At 37.1% G+C, this 19,207-nt stretch carries 9 protein-coding genes; 1 reads left to right on the forward strand and 8 read right to left on the reverse strand.

The window, feature by feature from the left end:
- Nucleotides 1-1,150: 1,150 nt before the first annotated feature.
- Nucleotides 1,151-2,434: an oligosaccharide repeat unit polymerase gene (locus tag ABH968_RS13165; RefSeq protein WP_370044547.1), complete on the reverse strand. Its 1,284-nt coding sequence runs from the start codon at nucleotides 2,432-2,434 to the stop codon at nucleotides 1,151-1,153.
- 470 nt (nucleotides 2,435-2,904) lie between these two features.
- On the opposite strand from ABH968_RS13165, the gene ABH968_RS13170 reads away from it, so the two are divergent.
- Nucleotides 2,905-4,830 carry an S-layer homology domain-containing protein gene (locus tag ABH968_RS13170; protein WP_370044549.1) on the forward strand — a complete coding sequence of 642 codons (1,926 nt, stop codon included), beginning with the start codon at nucleotides 2,905-2,907 and terminating at the stop codon, nucleotides 4,828-4,830.
- Nucleotides 4,831-5,106: 276 nt separating this feature from the next.
- Here the strand turns inward: ABH968_RS13170 and ABH968_RS13175 are convergent, their stop codons facing one another.
- The 7 genes from ABH968_RS13175 to ABH968_RS13205 all read right to left on the reverse strand — a co-directional run bounded on the left by ABH968_RS13175 (nucleotide 5,107) and on the right by ABH968_RS13205 (nucleotide 18,585).
- The gene (locus ABH968_RS13175; RefSeq protein ID WP_370044550.1) at nucleotides 5,107-7,011 is read right to left on the reverse strand and encodes an N-acetylmuramoyl-L-alanine amidase; all 1,905 of its coding nucleotides are present in this window, start codon (nucleotides 7,009-7,011) and stop codon (nucleotides 5,107-5,109) included.
- A 201-nt stretch (nucleotides 7,012-7,212) separates the two neighbouring features.
- A complete protein-coding gene (locus ABH968_RS13180; protein WP_370044552.1) occupies nucleotides 7,213-9,192 on the reverse strand; it encodes an N-acetylmuramoyl-L-alanine amidase in 1,980 nt (659 codons plus the stop codon).
- Between the two features lie 200 nt (nucleotides 9,193-9,392).
- A complete protein-coding gene (locus ABH968_RS13185; protein WP_370044554.1) occupies nucleotides 9,393-11,288 on the reverse strand; it encodes an N-acetylmuramoyl-L-alanine amidase in 1,896 nt (631 codons plus the stop codon).
- A 244-nt stretch (nucleotides 11,289-11,532) separates the two neighbouring features.
- The gene (locus ABH968_RS13190) at nucleotides 11,533-12,462 is read right to left on the reverse strand and encodes a C40 family peptidase (RefSeq protein ID WP_370044556.1); all 930 of its coding nucleotides are present in this window, start codon (nucleotides 12,460-12,462) and stop codon (nucleotides 11,533-11,535) included.
- 498 nt (nucleotides 12,463-12,960) lie between these two features.
- Nucleotides 12,961-14,043: a CAP and S-layer homology domain-containing protein gene (locus tag ABH968_RS13195; RefSeq protein WP_370044557.1), complete on the reverse strand. Its 1,083-nt coding sequence runs from the start codon at nucleotides 14,041-14,043 to the stop codon at nucleotides 12,961-12,963.
- A 343-nt stretch (nucleotides 14,044-14,386) separates the two neighbouring features.
- Nucleotides 14,387-15,046, reverse strand: coding sequence for an S-layer homology domain-containing protein (locus tag ABH968_RS13200; RefSeq protein WP_370044559.1), 660 nt, complete (start codon nucleotides 15,044-15,046; stop codon nucleotides 14,387-14,389).
- Between the two features lie 59 nt (nucleotides 15,047-15,105).
- Complete coding sequence (locus ABH968_RS13205) at nucleotides 15,106-18,585, reverse strand: hypothetical protein (RefSeq protein ID WP_370044561.1); 3,480 nt, start codon at nucleotides 18,583-18,585, stop codon at nucleotides 15,106-15,108.
- Between the last annotated feature and the right edge of the window lie 622 nt (nucleotides 18,586-19,207).

Consider the following 19,207-nt stretch of genomic DNA (forward strand, 5'->3'; position numbering starts at 1 on the left):
GGAGCGACAGCAACTAGTGGTTTCTGTGCGAAAGCGGAGCGACAGCAACTAGTGGTTTCTGTGCGAAAGCGGAGCGACAGCAACTAGTGGTTTCTGTGCGAAAGCGGAGCGACAGCAACTAGTGGTTTCTATGCGAAAGCGTAGTGCTAACGTAGCGGCAGGATGTTGGTCACGAAGGAGTCACCCAGTCTCCACTCCAATCAACTTATCCACATGACATATGTTTTAACAAAATGACATCCAACTTTTAAATTTTATCGGAACACTTTCATGTTTTATCGCCCAACTTTTAAGTTTTATCGATAAACTTTATGTTTTATCGCCCAACTTCTGAATTTTATCGACATCCACCTGCCAAAGATCAAAAAAAGATTCATACACAAAACTGTGTGTGAATCCGTTTACTTTATTTTGTCGCCCAGTCGGAACGAAAATCAACCACTCTACTTAAGGTATATTTTCTAGCATGTCACTCTTATTTGTAGTAATAAAACGTAACCTCAGCAATGTTTTTATGTGCAAAAGCGGGTGGCTACAACACAATGTTTTCTGTGCGGAAGCGGAGTGACAGTAACAACAGCGGAAGCGGCTCAACGCTCGCTCACAAGAAATCGGTAGCCTGGAACGGAAATCACCTCATGTAAGGAGCTCAACATTCACAGATATTTCCTCGATTATTTTGTAATCGCCACTATGAGAAGTCATCCTATAATGTTAGGATGACTCAGACTGTAGATCAACGTTATAGTAATTTAATCGGCAGACCCCGCCATGTTCCAAGAAGCATCGAAACTGTCTCTTTTTACTCAGAAGTCCATGTGCTGAGGCTACCTTTATATAGTATTTTAATCATAACCATTTCCGCTTGCCAATTCATCCCGTGATGAGGAACCGTTGATTTTTCACGGAGAATGGCGACTCCTGCGGGATGAGCTTGCGCTGAAAGCCCCGCAGGAACGTAGTGACGAGGAGATTGAAGCCAAGCCCGCGGAAAGCGCCAACTCGGAGTGAAAATCAACCTTTGTCTATTGATACACATTAATTTATATTTATTCTCTTGCCGACAAGCTGAGTCGTCCTTTTGCCCATAACAGCGACGGATAGCAAAAAAGAGATGCCTCAAATAATATTTGAGACATCTCTATTATTATTAATATGAAAGCTTTTTATTATCTGTTTTAATAATCGCTGACGCAAGTATGACAAAGCCAAGCATTAAAACAAAGATTAAATCAAGTAAGCCAGTATGCATAGACACTGTAAATAAGGTAATGACAAATGCATAAGCTACTGAGTGGAAGCTACGAATACCGCCTTGCTTCACTTTATTATATATTAATGAGATTAATACACCATATAATAAGAAGCCAATCGCTACAAGTAAATAACCGCCATCTAAGAATAATTGACCGATAAACGTAGGTGTTGTTGTTCTGTTAGGGCGTGTAATATATTTACCTTCAGCTTCGCTTAGAGAGTTTACAACTTCTGTTACTTTCATACGTGGTGACACTTGTTCACCCGGTAAAACTGTACTTAAGATACCAGCATGGATTTCCCCATTTAGATAGCCTTCCTGCTGCGTATATTCGATAATTTTACTTAAAACAATATGGCCAGTTACACTCTCACCATTTATTGAACGGATCCATTTTGGAGTTAAGTTAACTTTCTGCTCTACTGTTAACAGTTTTTCCTTTTCTGTTTCAGTCAATTCTACATCTGGTTGTTCACGGCTATTAAATTCTTTCGTTGTATCCTCTGATATAACACGAAGGAAGCCAAACATTGAGAATGCTACCCCGATAACAAACAGAGCTGTAAGGAACCATGTTAATTTCACACGTTTTACAACGTAATGGAAAATGATAATACCAGTAAATAACATAATGATTAATGGTGTACGGTAACCCATTAATAGGAATAAGAACATTACAGCAGCATAGATGGAGCCGTAGATCAATGTTTTTTTCCATGTAATGTTTTTTTCTAAAATCATTTTATATGATATTAGCAGTAAAATTCCATACCATAATAATTGGGCAAAGAAGTTTAATTTTGGGTTGAGGTTACGTCGATTGGATTCATCAGCAATCCCTAATCCACCACCGGTAATCATCATTAATACATATGCAACTAAACCAAGTACTGTTAAAAATAAAATAAAATGAACAACATATTTCCCAAAGAAGGATAAACCAAATGATGGGATTGTCCATTGTAACTTATCAATAATGTACACACCGATGTAGTAGCATATTACTGCTAAAAATACCGCTGGCCAAATTGATACACGTAAGTTAAATAATTCAAATCGATGGAAATCAAATAGACTTGTAAAGAAATAGAGCATTAATATAAAAGGTAAAAAGAAATACGGCGAAAACGTATCAATTTTGTTGACCTTTGCAAAAGTTTGTTTCAGTTTATTCATAAATGTCATACATCTCAGAAGATGTGATTGCCCTCCTCTATCGCGAATCATAATTGTTTATTCTTTTATTTACTAAGCAAAACAAGAGTTATTATATCATAAATACAGGTAGACTTATAGAAAGGAATGAGTTGATTTTATATAAAATTATGCAACGATTTCCCTTTTTCCCTAAATTGCGAGTTTATACCCATAATCTTCTGTATTGCTCTCCCTAATGCTTGTCCCTCCTAGCTTGGTAACACAATTTTAGCCTCACATCAATTAACAATAAACCCCAAAAACTCTGTACTAAAATCTCGGTTAAAAACAAAACCAAATTTTAATGATTCATCCATTATTTAGATGTAAGATAAGTAAGTAGTGCAAATTTCTCAGAAATTGAAAGGGGTCAATTGTTCAAGCACTATTCAAAATCAGGATGCAATCGCGTAATTGAAGACAAATACAAAAATAAGGATGTGGATTTAATGAAGAAATTATTCATTTCACTACTCATAGCGTGCTCTTTTATGCTTGTAGTTTTTTTAGCACCAACACAAGCTAATGCTGCACAGAAAATCGGTGTCGTTTTCTCTGAAAGTAGTGAAAAATATGCCAATACTACACACCCTGGTGGAACATTTAATGGCCAACTTGTTTCTGAAAAGGTTGACTATAGCTCCACATATAATAAGGAACTTAAAGCTTTTCTTCTCTATCAGCAACAAGGTTTCCAAGTAGAGAAAATTTATGAGAGAGACTTAAATAATTTAGAAAATTTAAGTCAATATGATGCAATCGTCTTTGCCTATACAGTCATGATGAATCATCAGCAACGCGAAAATGTCAAAATGTACGTTCGAAATGGCGGTGGTGCAATTTTTGCCTTCCAGACAGCCCGTAATGAATCAACAAAATTCCCTAAACCTGGTCAAATGGATCTCTCTCCATTAATCTATGATGTCGATTCTTGGGTAATGGAATGGGATAATTTAACTGAAGTCTTTAATTCACGTTTTATTGACGATATTGTGTTAGAAAACTCTACAATAAGCAATATAAATACTGTTCATCCAATTATTCAAAATACAACAAAAGAGCTTGGCAAAAGCAAGCTTACTCTAACAAAAACAGATCGTGATTGGGTAGAAGTTGTGAAGCCTTGGCAAGGTGGATCTGCCACACCTATTTTATATTTCTCAGATTACAATTACACAAACAAGCCTAAAACAATGAAAAAAAATGAATTTGGCGCAGCCCATGCGATCGAATACGGAAAAGGCAGAGTTGTTCAAATTGGATTCAAAATCTATGATTATATTAATATTGATGCTAAAGCAGATTGGCAGGATAATGAAAATGGTGCTGCCTATTCAACAACTAATGGTGACAAAGATGCACAAGTATTTATGAAGCATGCTTTAAAATGGGTAGCCGAAAAACACAATGGCTATATGCCCCGCCGTTATAATCTTTCGCTTTACTCTGACGGGGTGCAAAGTTATGTAGCACCGTCTGGTAAATTTGTTTTCTACTCCACTGTAACGGTTAAGAACAATGGTAATGTGCCTGTACGTGGTACATTGAAAGTAGAAATTTTAGACGCAAACGATAAAGTTGTTGGTGATGGACATGAACGTTACATTCCAGGACTTGCTGCTGATTCCACAACAACCAATGCTGATCAAAAAGATATTAGTACCCATGCGGAAAAATATCAGATTTCTATACCTGGCAATTTAGCTGCCGGAACATATACGATACGTACATCCTTTATAGAGGGGCGCGATGATCGCAAAAATGCTGATGAAAAATTTGCAACGATTGCAGAAATTAAAACGCTCACACGCGCAAAAGGTTCCAATAAAGCAACAATTGCTTCCGCTCCATTCTTCCCAGATGTATCTTCATCGAATGGTGCCTATTATGATATAAAAAACTTATATGCGTTAGGCATTGTGAAAGGAACTAATGGGAAATTTAATCCACAAGGTACATTGACTCGCCTGCAGGCAACAGAAATGATTTTGCGAGCATTAGGGATTCCAGCATCAAGCTCAGCTACCTTAAATGCGAGTGACATCAAAGCAGGTGACTATGGCTATGCCGTTTTAGCAACAGGCTTACGCTACGGCATCATTACATTAGAGAATGGCAAAATCAATGCCCATCAGCCAATGACCCGCGCTGCCATGGCACGAGCACTTGTCAACGGCTTCAAGCTTCAGGGCTACACGAATAATACTTTCTCAGATGTGCCGACATCTCATGCATATTATAAAGATGTCCAAGCCTTATATGCACTTGGCATTACTACAGGCTATGCCGATAATACATTTAAACCAAATGGCACAGTGACACGTCAAAACTTTGCCCAATTCGTAAATAGAACACTTTATGCAAATTCAAAATAACTAAGGTGAAAGTTGATTTTTTAGTGCGCTGATTGGGATGTTTTTTATCGTTGGTAAACCCGTGTATTTCGCCGGTAAAAGTGCCGTATCGCCGCTAAATCTGTGTATTCCGCTGCTAAAAGTGCTCGTTTCGCCGCTAAACCTGTGTATTCCGCCGCTAAAAGTGCTCGTTTCGCCGGTAAACCTGTGAATTTGGCTGATAAAATTCCTTTGAATACTACTAATCAAACAAAAAGAGCTACATCGTCTACTATTGAACGATGTAGCTCTTCATTATTATTGTTTTGAGTAATATTCTAAAATCCCTTTGTAGATGGATTCCGCAAATAACTCAATATATTTATCATCCGTCAACTTAGCACGGTCTTCACTATTCGTTAGGAAGCCTAGCTCAACTAGAATGGCTGGAATATTCGTATTTGCAACTACAATGTATTTAAATTCTTGGACCTTACGATTTTTCATATTTACGTTTTTAACGATTTGATTGTTTACAAATGTCGCAAGATCAATATCTTCTTGATACATATCACCCGGCGTTTGAGCGTAATACGTTTCGGTACCTTGTGCATCAGTATTCTTTGCTGAGTTCACATGGATACTTACGAAGATTTCACCGTAGTTAGCATGTGTAAAGTCAACACGATCTTGTGGAGTAGGGAACGTATCCCCGGTACGAGGCATTAATACCTTTGCACCTGCAGCCTCTAGTTTATCCTTGACTAGAGTACCAACCTTTAATGTTATGTTTTTTTCGAGAATAGTAGTACCGAAATGAGTTCCAGGGTCCTTCCCGCCATGACCTGGATCAATAATGATAATTCGATCTTTTAACGGATTACCGCTTTGATTTAATAGCTTTAAGTAAGATTTATGGACATACCCTTTTTGATCTTGATAAGTCACTTGTGCCCAATAACCGTTAATACTGTTGACTTGAACATATTCGCCTTTTTTCAGCTTACTTACTACCGCAGAAGTAGAGTTAGCTTCTTTGCGGATATTTAAATTGTCAACTGTCACTCGACCTAATAAATCACCTGAAACTGTTGGAGGAGTTGGATCTGGATCTGGAGTAGAAGGTTTTTCTACTTCAACGTCCGCTGTACTATTAGCCACGATATAGCCTGGTATACCATTCACTACAGTTAGATGGTAACCACTTACCGTCTTATAAACAGGTAAATTCACTTTACTATTCACAGTTGAAATTACCTTTGATGAAGAGGTTGCTTTTACGTAAAGATTAATATTTTGTGTTGTCGCAACTTGCTTTTGGACATTCCCTAATGCGTTACCATCTGCATCTAAAAACTGCGCATACGTTTTATAAATATAAGCAAAAGCATCTTTATAGGAAACTTTTAACCAGTCTCCCTCAACTGCATAGACTGATAGTTGTCCACCTTTGTTTACTGTACCTACTATATTAGCAGTAGATGAAGAATCTTTTGATTTACGAATATTTAACCCGTCAGTTGTTGCAGAAACTAAACCAATGACCTGTGATGAATCAGGTACTACTACACCTTTAACAGGTATATCTAAGCGATATTTTTCATCTTTGGCACGCGCCACAAATAACGCAAACTGTTTACGTGTTACTTGTTCATTTGGATTATAATTTTGATTACTTCCCTTTGTAATACCATTATAGTAAATCGTATTCACGTATGAAACGTACGGATGAGTTATGCCTACGTCTACAAAAGGAGAATCGCTATTTTCATGCTCACTTGTATCGAGCTTAAACGCGTTTGTTAACACATAACTCATTTCATCACGAGTTAAAGGTTTGTTTGGTAAAAATTGTCCCTTTGTATTTGTTTTAAAGAGACCAAGCTGTATAGCGCGTTCTACATAGCCTGAAAGCTCTGTGCCGGCTGTTACATCCGTGAAGCTTGATTTATTAACAACTAGTGGCTTTTTGCCTGATGCAACAACAACCATCTTGGCAACTTGTCCACGCGTTACTGTGTTGTTAGGTTTATAATACGTTTTGCCCTTTTCTGTATACCCTTTAATAACACCTAAATTAACTAAATAATTGATTTCTTCATATGCGTCATCCTTGTTCGTAACATCTATAAAACCGCCATTTGCTTGTGCAGTATGTATTGTAAACATTGAAGCAAAAACGAATAGGACGCATAAAATAAGACTAATTTTTTTGAGATACAATGTCTTATTTCCTCCCTTCTTGTTCTAACATCAATATTAACAAAATTTCACATGTAAAACCATTATATAGATGAAAGTATTATACTTAAATTCTAAATTATAGAATTTCTAAAGCCCAAAGTGCTAAATCAATTGGACTGATAAACTTATCAAACAAAAAGAGCTACATCATTCACTTTTGAACGATGTAGCTCTTCATTATTATTGTTTTGAGTAATATTCTGAAATTCCTTTGTAGATAGATTCAGCGAATAACTCAACATATTGATCATCTGTCATTTTAGCGCGGTCTTCATTATTTGATAGGAAGCCCAGTTCGACTAGGATAGATGGAATAAGCATGTTGCGAATTACATAGTATTGCTGTTCTTTGACACCACGATTTTTCATATTTAAGTTATTTACGATTTGATTGTTTACAAATGTCGCTAAATCAATATCTTCCTTAAACATATCACCTGTTGTCACTGCATAATATGTCTCAGTACCTTGTGCAGAAGTATTTGCTGCTGAGTTTACATGGACACTTACGAAGATTTCACCGTAATTAGCATTTGTAAAGTCAACGCGGTCTTGAAGTGAAGGATACGTATCCCCTGTACGAGTCATATATACCTTCGCACCTGCAGCCTCTAGCTTTTGCTTCACAAGTGTGCTGACCTTTAATGTAATAGCTTTTTCGGAATTAGAACCTACAACAGTTCCAGGGTCCTTACCGCCATGTCCTGGATCAAGAATGATACTTCGATCTTTCAACGAATTACCATTTTGATTTAGTAGCTTTATATAAGATTTATGGACATACCCTTTTTGACCTTGATAAGTCACATGTGCCCAATAACCGTTAATACTGTTAACTTGAACATATTCGCCTTTTTTCAGCTTACTTACTACCGCAGAAGTAGAGTTAGCTTCTTTGCGGATATTTAAATTATCAACTGTCACTCGACCTAATAGATCCCCAGAAACTGTTGGTGGATTTGGATCTGGATTTGGATCTGGTTTTGGATTCGGATCTGGATTTGGTTTTGGATCTGGTTTTGGATTCGGATCTGGATTTGGTTTTGGATCTGGAGTAGAAGGTTTTTCTACTTCAACGTCCGCTGTACTATTAGCCACGATATAGCCTGGTACACCATTCACTACAGTTAGATGGTAACCACTTACCGTCTTATAAACAGGTAAATTCACTTTACTATTCACAGTTGAAATTACCTTTGATGAAGAGGTTGCTTTTACGTAAAGATTAATATTTTGTGTTGTCGTAACTTGCTTTTGGACATTTCCTAATGCCTTACCATCTGCATCTAAAAACTGTGCATACGTTTTATAAATATAAGCAAAGGCATCTTTATAGGAAACTTTTAACCAGTCTCCCTCAACTGCATAGACTGATAGTTTTCCACCTTTGTTGACAGTGCCTACAATATTAGCAGAAGATGAAGAATCTTTTGATTTACGAATGTTTAATCCGTCAGTTGTTGCAGAAACTAAGCCAATGACCTGTGATGAATCAGGTACAGCTACACCTTTAACAGGTATATCTAAGCGATATTTTTCTTCTTTGGCACGCGCTACAAATAACGCAAACTGTTTACGTGTCACTTGTTCATTTGGATTATAATTTTGATTGCTTCCCTTTGTAATACCATTATAGTAGATCGTATTCACATATGATACGTAAGGATGAGTTATACCTACGTCCAAAAAAGGAGAATCGATATTTTCATATTCACTTGTATCGAGCTTAAACGCTTTTGTTAATACATAACTCATTTCATCACGAGTTAAAGGTTTGTTTGGTAAGAATTGTCCTTTGATATTTGTTTTAAAGAAGCCAAGCTGTACAGCACGTTCTACATAGCCTGAAAGCTCTGTGCCGACTGCTACATCTGAGAAGTTTGATTTATTGCCAACTAGTGGCTTGTTACCTGAAGCAACAACAACCATTTTGGCAACTTGCCCACGCGTTACTGTGTTGTTAGGTTTATAATACGTTTTGCCCTTTTCTGTATACCCTTTAATAACACCTAAATTAACTAAATAATTGATTTCTTCATATGCGTCATCCTTGTTCGTAACATCTACAAAACCGCCACTTGCTTGTGCACTATTTATTGTAAACATTGAAGCAGAAACGAATAGGACGCATAAAATAAGACTAATTTTTTTGAGATACAATGTCTTATTTCCTCCCTTCTTGTTCTAACATTAATATTAACAAAATTTCACAGGCAAAACTATGATATAGAGGAAACTATTATACCTGAATTCTAAATAATAGAATTTACATCTACAATGATCATACTATTTAAAGCGCAAAGTGCTAAATCAAACAAAAGAGCTACATCGTTCATATAGAACAATGTAGCCCGTTTTTATTATTTTTTTGCGTAGTATTGTGAAATCCCTTTGTAGATAGAATCAGCGAATAATTCAACATATTGATCATCCGTCATTTTACCGCGGTCTTCGCTATTTGTTAGGAAGCCTAGCTCAACTAAGATAGCTGGAATAATCGTGTTGCGAATAACATAGAATTGTTCTTCTTTAACACCACGATTTTTCATATTTAAGTTATTAACGATTTGATTATTTACAAATGTCGCAAGATCAATGTCTTCTTGATACATATCACCTGTTGAAATTGCATAATATGTTTCAGTACCTTGTGCAGAAGTATTTGCTGCTGAGTTCACATGGATACTTACGAAGATTTCACCGTAATTAGCATTTGTAAAGTCAACGCGGTCTTGAAGTGAAGGATACGTATCCCCTGTACGAGTCATATATACCTTCGCACCTGCAGCCTCTAGCTTTCGCTTCACAAGTGTGCCGACCTTTAATGTAATAGCTTTTTCGGAATTAGAACCTACAACAGTTCCAGGGTCTTTACCACCATGACCAGGATCAAGAATGATAATTCGATCTTTCAACGGATTACCACTTTGATTTAGTAGCTTTATATAAGATTTATGGACATACCCTTTTTGACCTTGATAGGTAACTTGTGCCCAATAACCGTTAATACTGTTTACTTGAACATATTCGCCCTTTTTCAGCTTACTTAGTACCGTAGAAGTAGAGTTAGCTTCTTTGCGAATATTTAAACTGTCAACCGTCACTCGACCTAATACATCACCAGAAACTGTTGGTGGAGTTGGATCTGGAGTAGAAGGTTCTTCTACTTCAACGTCCTCTGTACTATTAGCCACGATATAGCCTGGTATACCGTTAACTACAGTTAGATGGTAGCCACTTACAGTCTTATAAACTGGTAATTTTGTTTTGCTATTCACACTGGAAATAACCTTTGATGAAGAGGTTGGTTTTACGTAAAGATTTAGATTTTGTGTTGCAGTAACTTGCTTTTGGACATTCCCTAATGCGTTACCATCTGCATCTAAAAACTGTGCATACGTTTTATAAATATAAGCAAATGCACCTTTATAAGTAACCTTTAACCAGTCTCCTTCAACTGCATAGACTGATAGTTTACCACCTTTATTGACAGTACCTACAATATTAGTAGTAGATGAAGAATCTTTTGATTTACGAATATTTAATCCGTCAGTTGTTACAGAAATTAATGCAATAACCTGTGATGTATCAGGTACATGCTCACCTTTAACTGGCAGCTCTAAACGGTACTTTTCACTTTTCGCACGTGCTACAAATAATGCAAACTGCGCACGTGTCACTTGGTTATTCGGGTTATAATTTTGACCCGTTCCCTGTGTAATACCATTATAGTAAATCGTATTCACGTATGTAACGTACGGATGAGTAATACCTACGTCCACAAAAGGAGAATCGATATTTTCATATTCACTTGTATCAAGTTTAAATGCTTTTGTTAATACATAACTCATTTCATCACGAGTTAAAGGCTTGTTCGGTAAGAATTGCCCCTGAGTATTTGTTTTAAAGAGGCCAAGCTGTATAGCTCGTTCTACATAGCCTGAAAGCTCTGTGCCGACTGTTACATCGGAGAAGCTTGATTTATTGACAACTAGTGGCTTGTTACCTGAAGCAATTACAGCCATTTTGGCAACTTGTCCACGCGTTACTGTGTTGTAAGGTTTATAATACGTTTTGCCGTTTTCCGTATATCCTTTAATAACACCTAAACTAACTAAATAATTGATCTCTTCATAAGCTTCATGATCTTTAGGAACATCTACAAACCCACCACTTGCTTGGGCGCTATGTATTGTAAACATAGAAGCTGAAATGAATAAGACGCATAATATAAGACTGACTTTTTTGAGGTACATTGTCTTATTTCCTCCCTTCCTGTTCTCGTGTACATTTTAGCAAACTTGCACAGACAAAACTATCATACGAATGTAACCATTCTCCTATTTTTTAGTCATCACCCCGATTTTTGGTATATTTCATAAAAAGAAGAGAGCCTGCAAGTGCAAGCTCTCCTCAACTTATACATTATTTAAAAGAACTTCCTTGCAATGTATTACTTTAAACGTAGCCCTTGTCTAAGAGTAATACGGAATTTAATTATTATTGTAATTTGTGTGCACGTTCAATAAATGTTTGAAGCTGAGAAATTTTTAACATTTCATCGTAACCGAAGTTACCATTTCCTTTACCTTCTGTAATACCATTTGAAGCTAAAATTGAAACAAATTCATTTGCCCAATGATTTGCAGGAGCATCAGTAAATGTTACAACATCGCCTTGTTGCTTTAATCCGAAGGCATGTACTAATACTTTCGAGATTTGAGCACGTGTTATCGGTGAAGATGGATTAAATTTTCCACTACCATCACCATCAAAGATACCTAACTTCGATACAGCAGCAATCGCACCAGCATGTTCATATGTTGGTTTTACGTCTGTAAATTTCGTATTTTTATCGGATGTATCCAAGTTAAGTGCTTTAGCAATTTGCTCTGCCACTTCAGCACGAGAAGCGTAAACTGTGAAGTCAATCGCAGCTTCCTTTACTTCTTCTTTAACAGCTTCTGCTTGTTCGCTATCAAATGTTGCTACACGTTTAGCACCGATGTAACGAGAACCCCAATAATAAGGATCATTTACATTTGAGTAACTAACACCTTGACCTGTTTGTGAGTGGATCATTTTCCCGTCACCCATGTAAATAGCTACATGTGAGACACCTTTACCACTAGTATTGAAGAATAGTAAATCTCCAACTTCAAGATCCTTCTTTGCTACCGCAGTACCTTCTTGATATTGTGAGCCTGAAGTACGGCTTAATTCAATACCTAAATCTGCAAAGACTTTAGATGTATATCCTGAGCAATCGAGCCCTTTAGTAGTTGTACCTCCATAAAGATATGGGATACCTAAATATTTTGACGCTGTATCAGTTACATCAGATGTTGTGGCTGCTTCAGCTTTATCTATTTGAGTTGTTGTAAATAACATGAAAGATGCAAAAATCGGTAATAACCATTTCTTTTTCATATATTCGGTATTCCCCTCTCAGAACTTTTTTGCCTATAAATAGACTATCACAAAAGATGCTATTTTAATTTTTCAATTGTGTAACGGTTTTGAGAGCACAAAAAAACACTGATATACCAACGTTTCGTGGTTTATCAGCGCTAAAATATGGGTATTAAATAATGGATATTCGGGATTTTTGTAACATTCCTGTAATATTAGCTACGCTTTGTCACAATAGATTACGAGATTTAGTGCCATTTCAATTTTAAATTGAACATTTCCGATACAATTTTCCATTAAAGGTTGTAAGGAGTTCGCGTGGTATTTGATCACCTTGCGCGGGTATTTGCCTCTGCTTCGCGGGTATTTCTTTGCTCCGCGCGAGTATCTGACTCTGCTTCGCGGGTATTCCTTCGCCTCGCGCGGGTATTCGCCTCTGCTCCGCGGGTATTCCTTTGCCTCGCGCGAGTATTTGACTCTGCTTCGCGGGTATTTCCCCATCCCGCTCCGCACAAGCTATTGACTAGAAAATAACTGCACCCAATAGTAATATCCATTGCTATCAACAGCAATCGCTACCCCGGTATTTGTGTAATTTTCTCGCAAAATATTTTCACGATGTGCTGGTGAAGCCATCCATGCTTTGACGGCCGCATCGGGTGTTGGAATTTTTCTTCCTATATTCTCTCCTAAGCTCGTATATGGATAATCGAATAATGTTGCCAAATCCCAGGGCATCCCGTAGTAAGGTGATTCGTGCTCAAAATAATGTCGATTCACCATATCCTGTGCCTTAATAACGGCAATTTGTGTTAAAGCTGCATCATCGTTAAGGGGTTGTAGCTTTCTTTTTTGTCGTTCGACGTTGACTAAACGTATTACATCATTAGACATGGTTGGTGAATAATTTTTTGTTGGAATATAAGATTTGGATAAATAGTCATAGGCTACCTCGAGATTTGTTACCTTCGTTGAAAAGTCGAGACTTCTTTCAACCAAAGAAGCAAATTGCGCACGTGTTACCAATCGATTTGGTGCAAATTGCTGTGCGTTGATCCCTTTAATAACACCAACATCTGCAAGTGATTCAATATAGTCTTTTGCCCAATATCCATCCTTAACATCGCTAAACTTACTATTATTTTTGGAATCGACTTCAATTTGATAAGCGAGTGTTAACATCTTGGCTATTTGCGCGCGCTGTAAAGGTGCGTCAGGGTTGAAACAATCACCATTTTGTAAAATCCCTAATTCCACTAAGGCACAAATTTCTTTATAGTACGGATGATTGGCTGATAAGTCTGTAAAATTTGGCGAATAATCGGTATCCAGTTTTAGTTGCATAGAACGAGCAATTGCAGCTGCAGCCTCTGCCCTAGTAATCGGTTGTTCTGGTCTGAAGAAGCCATCCTGATAATTTGTCATATAATGCTTTTCTAGCATACGTTCTATTGAGCTTCTTGCCCAATGTGATTGTGAAACATCCTTTGCAATATTAGCTGCCAATACTTCTTCAGATGCGTTTGTCAGAGGCACAGCATATGATGTAGTCAGCAAAATAAGAGACATGCCAACAACACTCGATACTTTTTTAAACATAGCTACCTCCTCCTTCATTTAATTATGTATAGTACTCTAATGGAACAAACTTGCCACCACATGTTTTCCTGACAGTTACCGTTTCCATGGAGACCTTCAAAGTCACTATCTTTCACAGAGTTCGTATTCATATGAAGTCCTTTAAATGTTAGACAAACATCCCCCCACGACGGGATAATGGAAGCGTTGCCAAAGAATTCATTCGCTGTTTCGAGGTCGACCGGTCTTCGCACCCAACTTTGGTTGATGTGATACGCACATTCCATTATTACCTAATTTTACCTCTTCTATTTCAAAAAAACCACTCTAAGATTGAAGATAACCTAAGAGTGAGTATTCGCATTTATTCAACGCTAATAATATAGAAATCGTCTTCAGCTTTTTGTAAGGTGCGGTAAAGGAATAAAACCATTTGACCACGTCGAACATCTGTATAAGGTGAAAATGTGGTCGCGCTAGTACCTTGTGTAATCCCATAATTTAATAACGTTTGAATATACATATTAGTTTCATTATCTTTTGTAAAATCTGAAAATGGAGCAGATAATTTTGTAGCCTGTTGTAAATCAAAGCCAAGTGTCAGCATCTTTGCCATTTGACTTCGCTTAATAAAATGATCTGGATTATAATTTGTACCTTTTTGGATAATACCCTTTTCAGCAAGTGCGGCAATATAACCGTAATATTTATGAGAGGCTTGTACATCACTGAAGCCAGGATTTACAACATTTTTTGTCTCCAATTTTAGAGCTTTAGCTAAAAAGTATGCCGCTTCCCCTCGCGTTAAGTTTTGATAAGGACTAAACGCCGTCGAAGTTGTCCCAAATACAATTCCTTGGCTATATAATTCATTAACTGCCTTGTATAGTTCTGCTTCGTTTCCGCTATTTTTTATATCTGTAAATGGCATTGTAGCTGCTTCTGCAGGCATAGCCGCAACACAGGGAATAACTACTGCAGCGGTTGCAAAAGCCCATGCTTTATGTACCTTCTTAGTTGACAAATTAACGCTTCCTTTCCTTATTATAAAGAAAGAAAAGAGGGACTTGCCCTCTCTCCTTATTATAAACCTAATGTTTTTATATGATCCTGTAAAATACGGTAATTATATACTAAGTCCTGCTGCTCAAGAGTAAGTGCGTCGTATAGCTTTTGTGCAGCTATCACTTTCTTTTCAAACGTTTTAGCGTCTGGGTCTAGCTCGCCAATCGCATTCACTACTTTTAACACTGCCGCTACATCTTTTTCAGCTTTCTTTAAAGTATCGTAGTTAAGGACTTGCCCTTTTACTTTAGAGTCTAATGCTTTATATGCGGCAGAAGCATTCGCTACATCTTGAATATATGTGCTAGAAGTCGGATTAAGACCAGCAATAATCTCAACAACTTTCTTTACGTCACTCATATTTTTTTCAGCTTCAAGCAAAATATTGTAATTAGATACTCTTTGCTTATCTGTTGTACTTAAGCTATCGTAATCTTTTCGCACAGATTCTATCATGCCGAAATACAGTTTGTCGCTTGGTTTTAAAGCTGCAATACTCTGATACACTTTAATAACGTTATCTAATGATAGAAGCAGCTGCTCGTTATAAACATATTTACGCTGAGTAGCAGAAAGATTGTCGTATGCTTTTAAAATCTTTTGATATTGGCTATCCATATTTTTCGATGTCATAAGTTTATCAATCTCATTGACAACACTAATGACAGGCTTAATAATTTTTTCTTGCTCTTGCAATGTTTTATAGTTTTCAACCGCATATTGCTGATCTTTTGGTAAGGCATTATAAGCTGCACGTATCTCTTCAATACGTTTAATATATTGATCTGGCGAGATAGATGGAAGCTCATCAATCATGCGCTGTACATTACCTGCACCTAAGATGCTTGCTTCAGCAGCTTGTAATAAATTGTAGTTTGTAACATATTGCTGCATGTCCTTACCTAGAGCATCGTATAATGCTCGAGCTTGTACTGTATCCGCATTGAACGTTTTACTTGACGGCTTTAGCTTGCCAATTAATTCAATTACTTTGGCAGTTGGCTCATAGCTTTGTAAAATAGCAATATTTTTGACATATAGCTTTTGGTCCTTTGTCAGCTTATCGTACGCTTTTCGCGCTGAGTTTACTTGACTGACAAATTTACTTGTGCCCGGCTCTATACCATCGATTTGCACCATAGTATTTAAAATTGCTTTTACTTCTTTTTCACGATCTGTTAACACCTTCACATTAGAGACAAGCTTTTTCTGTCCTGATGTTAGTTTATCGTAAGCAACGCGAGCATTCATAAGCTTCGTTAAATAATCAGGGTCATCAGGCACTGCCGCATCTATCAATGCAATAACTATACCCGCAGATTTTAGTTCAGTCTCAGCTGTGACAAGCTTTTCATAGTTTGTGACAGCATTTTGCTTTTCTAGTGGTAATGCATCATAATTTTTGCGCGCAGAATCTAAATCATTTAAAAATGTTTTACTGGTCGGTTTCAATGTTTCAATCAAGCCTATTAATGTAGCAACATCCTCGACTGCTGTTAGTTGATTGTAGTTTGTTACGCGTTTTTGTGAGGCAGGGTCTAATGCATTGTATGCCTTACGTGCTGTCAAAACCTTTTTTGTATAATCCTTACTTGCTGGATTTAAAGCGTCAATTGCCTTAATAACCTTCACAACATTGGCATTATTTTTCTCATAAGTTGTTAATGTCTTGGATTGTGTGACTAATTTTTTTGCATTTTTATCCATCGCTTTATATTCAGCAGACATCGCCGCTACTTTCGATACAAAGGTTGCATCTGGCTCATTACCTAAAGCGGTAACACGATCATCGAAATTTTTAGCTGTTGTAATATAGCCATTCGCGATTTCAAGATCAGGATAATTCGTTACAAGCTTTTGCCCGTCAGGTGATAGTTTCCCATAATCAGCAAATAACTCCTTGACTGCTTCCGTATATGTTTTTTGTGATGGGTTTAAGGCCATGATGCGTGACACGATATCCATCGCCTCTACTTGATCCTTCAACGATTTATAGCTTTTCACATATTCGCGTTTTGTCGGATCTAGCTTTTGGTAAGCAGTGTTCGCAGCCTTTGCTTTTTTAGTATAATCCTTCGCAGTTGGGTCTAGCTTTTCCACTAGCGCAATTACATTTAAAACTGCTTTTTGTGATGTTTCCGAACTTGTTAGCTCTGACAAATTATTGACGATTTTTTTGACAGTAGCTGCATCTATTTGCTTCCCGTCAGGTGATACTGGTGTATTGTAAGCTGCACGCGCTTGCTCTATTTGTGTAATTTTATCCGTAGCATTGGCAATTCCAGCAATGAGTTTCTCAATTTCTTGCGCTGCCGCTATATTTGCTTCAGCTAATTCTAAGTCAGCGCTATTTTTTACAAAATCTTTTTTGTCTAATGTTGATAAGGTATCTTTAATAGCCTTTACAGAAGTTCGATAATCTGCATTATTTGACGGTTTTAGTGCTGTAATTTGCTTGGAAATATTAGCAGCATCCTGATATGACTTAAACGCATCAAAATTTGTAACTAAACGCTTTGAGCCCGCATCAAGTTTATTGTAGGCAGTTTCAATTGCTGTTACTGCACTAATAAAGCTTGTAGCAGATGCGAAATCTTCTGGTTTCTTTTGTGTCAGCGTTGTAATACTCGCAATTACTTGATCAGCTGAGGATAAGTTTGCTAACACTTCTGTATATTTTTTGTATGGTGTTACTGCTGCATTGTTAGGATTATAGGCTGTAATAATTTTCTTTTGATCAGCAGTGAGTTTGTTTAGTTCAGTTGTTACTTCAGTAGCAGCTGTGGCAATTTGAGTAGAAGTGGATGACTGGCTATCTAGAACAGTAATAAAAGAATCTAAATTTTTAATTGCTTGGTCTACAGCCTCTGCATCCTTGTACATGTTCAAAAGTTTCTCAATATCTGCACCGTTCTTTTTGAAATAATTAATAAGTTCTGGCCCTTCATAGCCATATTGTAGTGATGTACCTCGAATTGTTGAAGCAATGCCATTTGCTTCCTGTGACGCAAGGGCTGCATTTACAGCATTCTCGAAAGTCTTTTGAACTTTTGCATAAGGGTCTGCTTTAGTGTTTGAAACTAAAAAAGTGTTGTACTCTTCATTAACTTCTGTAACTTCATCCACAAATGTTTTACTTGTATAAGACAGCTTACTTATTTTTGCCCCAATAGTCTTTAATTTGGCCAATAAATCTCGTTGGGCTACAACATATTCGTATTTCGCTTTAATAAAAGTGATTTCATCGGGTTTGAAGTCTGTAGTACTTAAAACTGCTACATCTCCTTTTGCTATCACCATTTCATCATTAGTTGACGTAACAGATAATTTGGCAAATTGTGCAATTGTTTGAGATCTAGTGTCTACTGCCGCTACATTCACATTAGCTACTTGATTCGCCTGAGAGATTGTTTGAGGTTGCCCTTCTTGAGCATTGGCAATCGCTGTCGGAGTTAGTAATAGACTTGTTATTACACCAACCTGTAGTGGTTTCTTCAAAATGCCCACCCTTTCTTTTTATAGGTAAATAGATATGTATCATTTATTTCTAATTTGCTACCTTTTGTATCGGTGCATTTTATCCTATTTCAAGCTAATCTATATAAGTAGCTCATCCTCTTCACTAACAGAAAGAGATTTTTTAGATTGATAGTCTTTTTATAGGAAGTTATTGTTAGGATACTATATAATTGAATTATGTGCATGGATCTGGCAGAAATTTTGGCAAAAGATGACTAATTGCGAGTAAAAATGCTAATAGACTATATATGAACAAATTTACCACCTAAAAGATAGGTGCAGTTGACGGCCACCGCAATTGATAGTTTTCTGTGTGAAAACGAAGCGTAGAATGACCAGCGCTCGTCTGTGGAAAGGGCTACTCTATACGTACTTGCGCCTTATATTTTCCAGGAAATAATTTGTCGAAACATTACTGAGATTGGTGAATACAAGCTGTGTATTATTGTCTAAAACAACGAATCAATTATGCCTCGGCATAATTGCGTCCGGAATCGGCTTTGTGCTCGCACAAAGAACTCCTTTCCGATTCTGTGACATCCGCCGGAGGCTTTAGGCCAACAGATGTTTATTGCGCGAAAGCGAAGCGTCAGCGGCATGA

The sequence above is a fragment of the Lysinibacillus sp. RC79 genome (assembly GCF_041262405.1).
Lineage (GTDB): Bacteria > Bacillota > Bacilli > Bacillales_A > Planococcaceae > Lysinibacillus.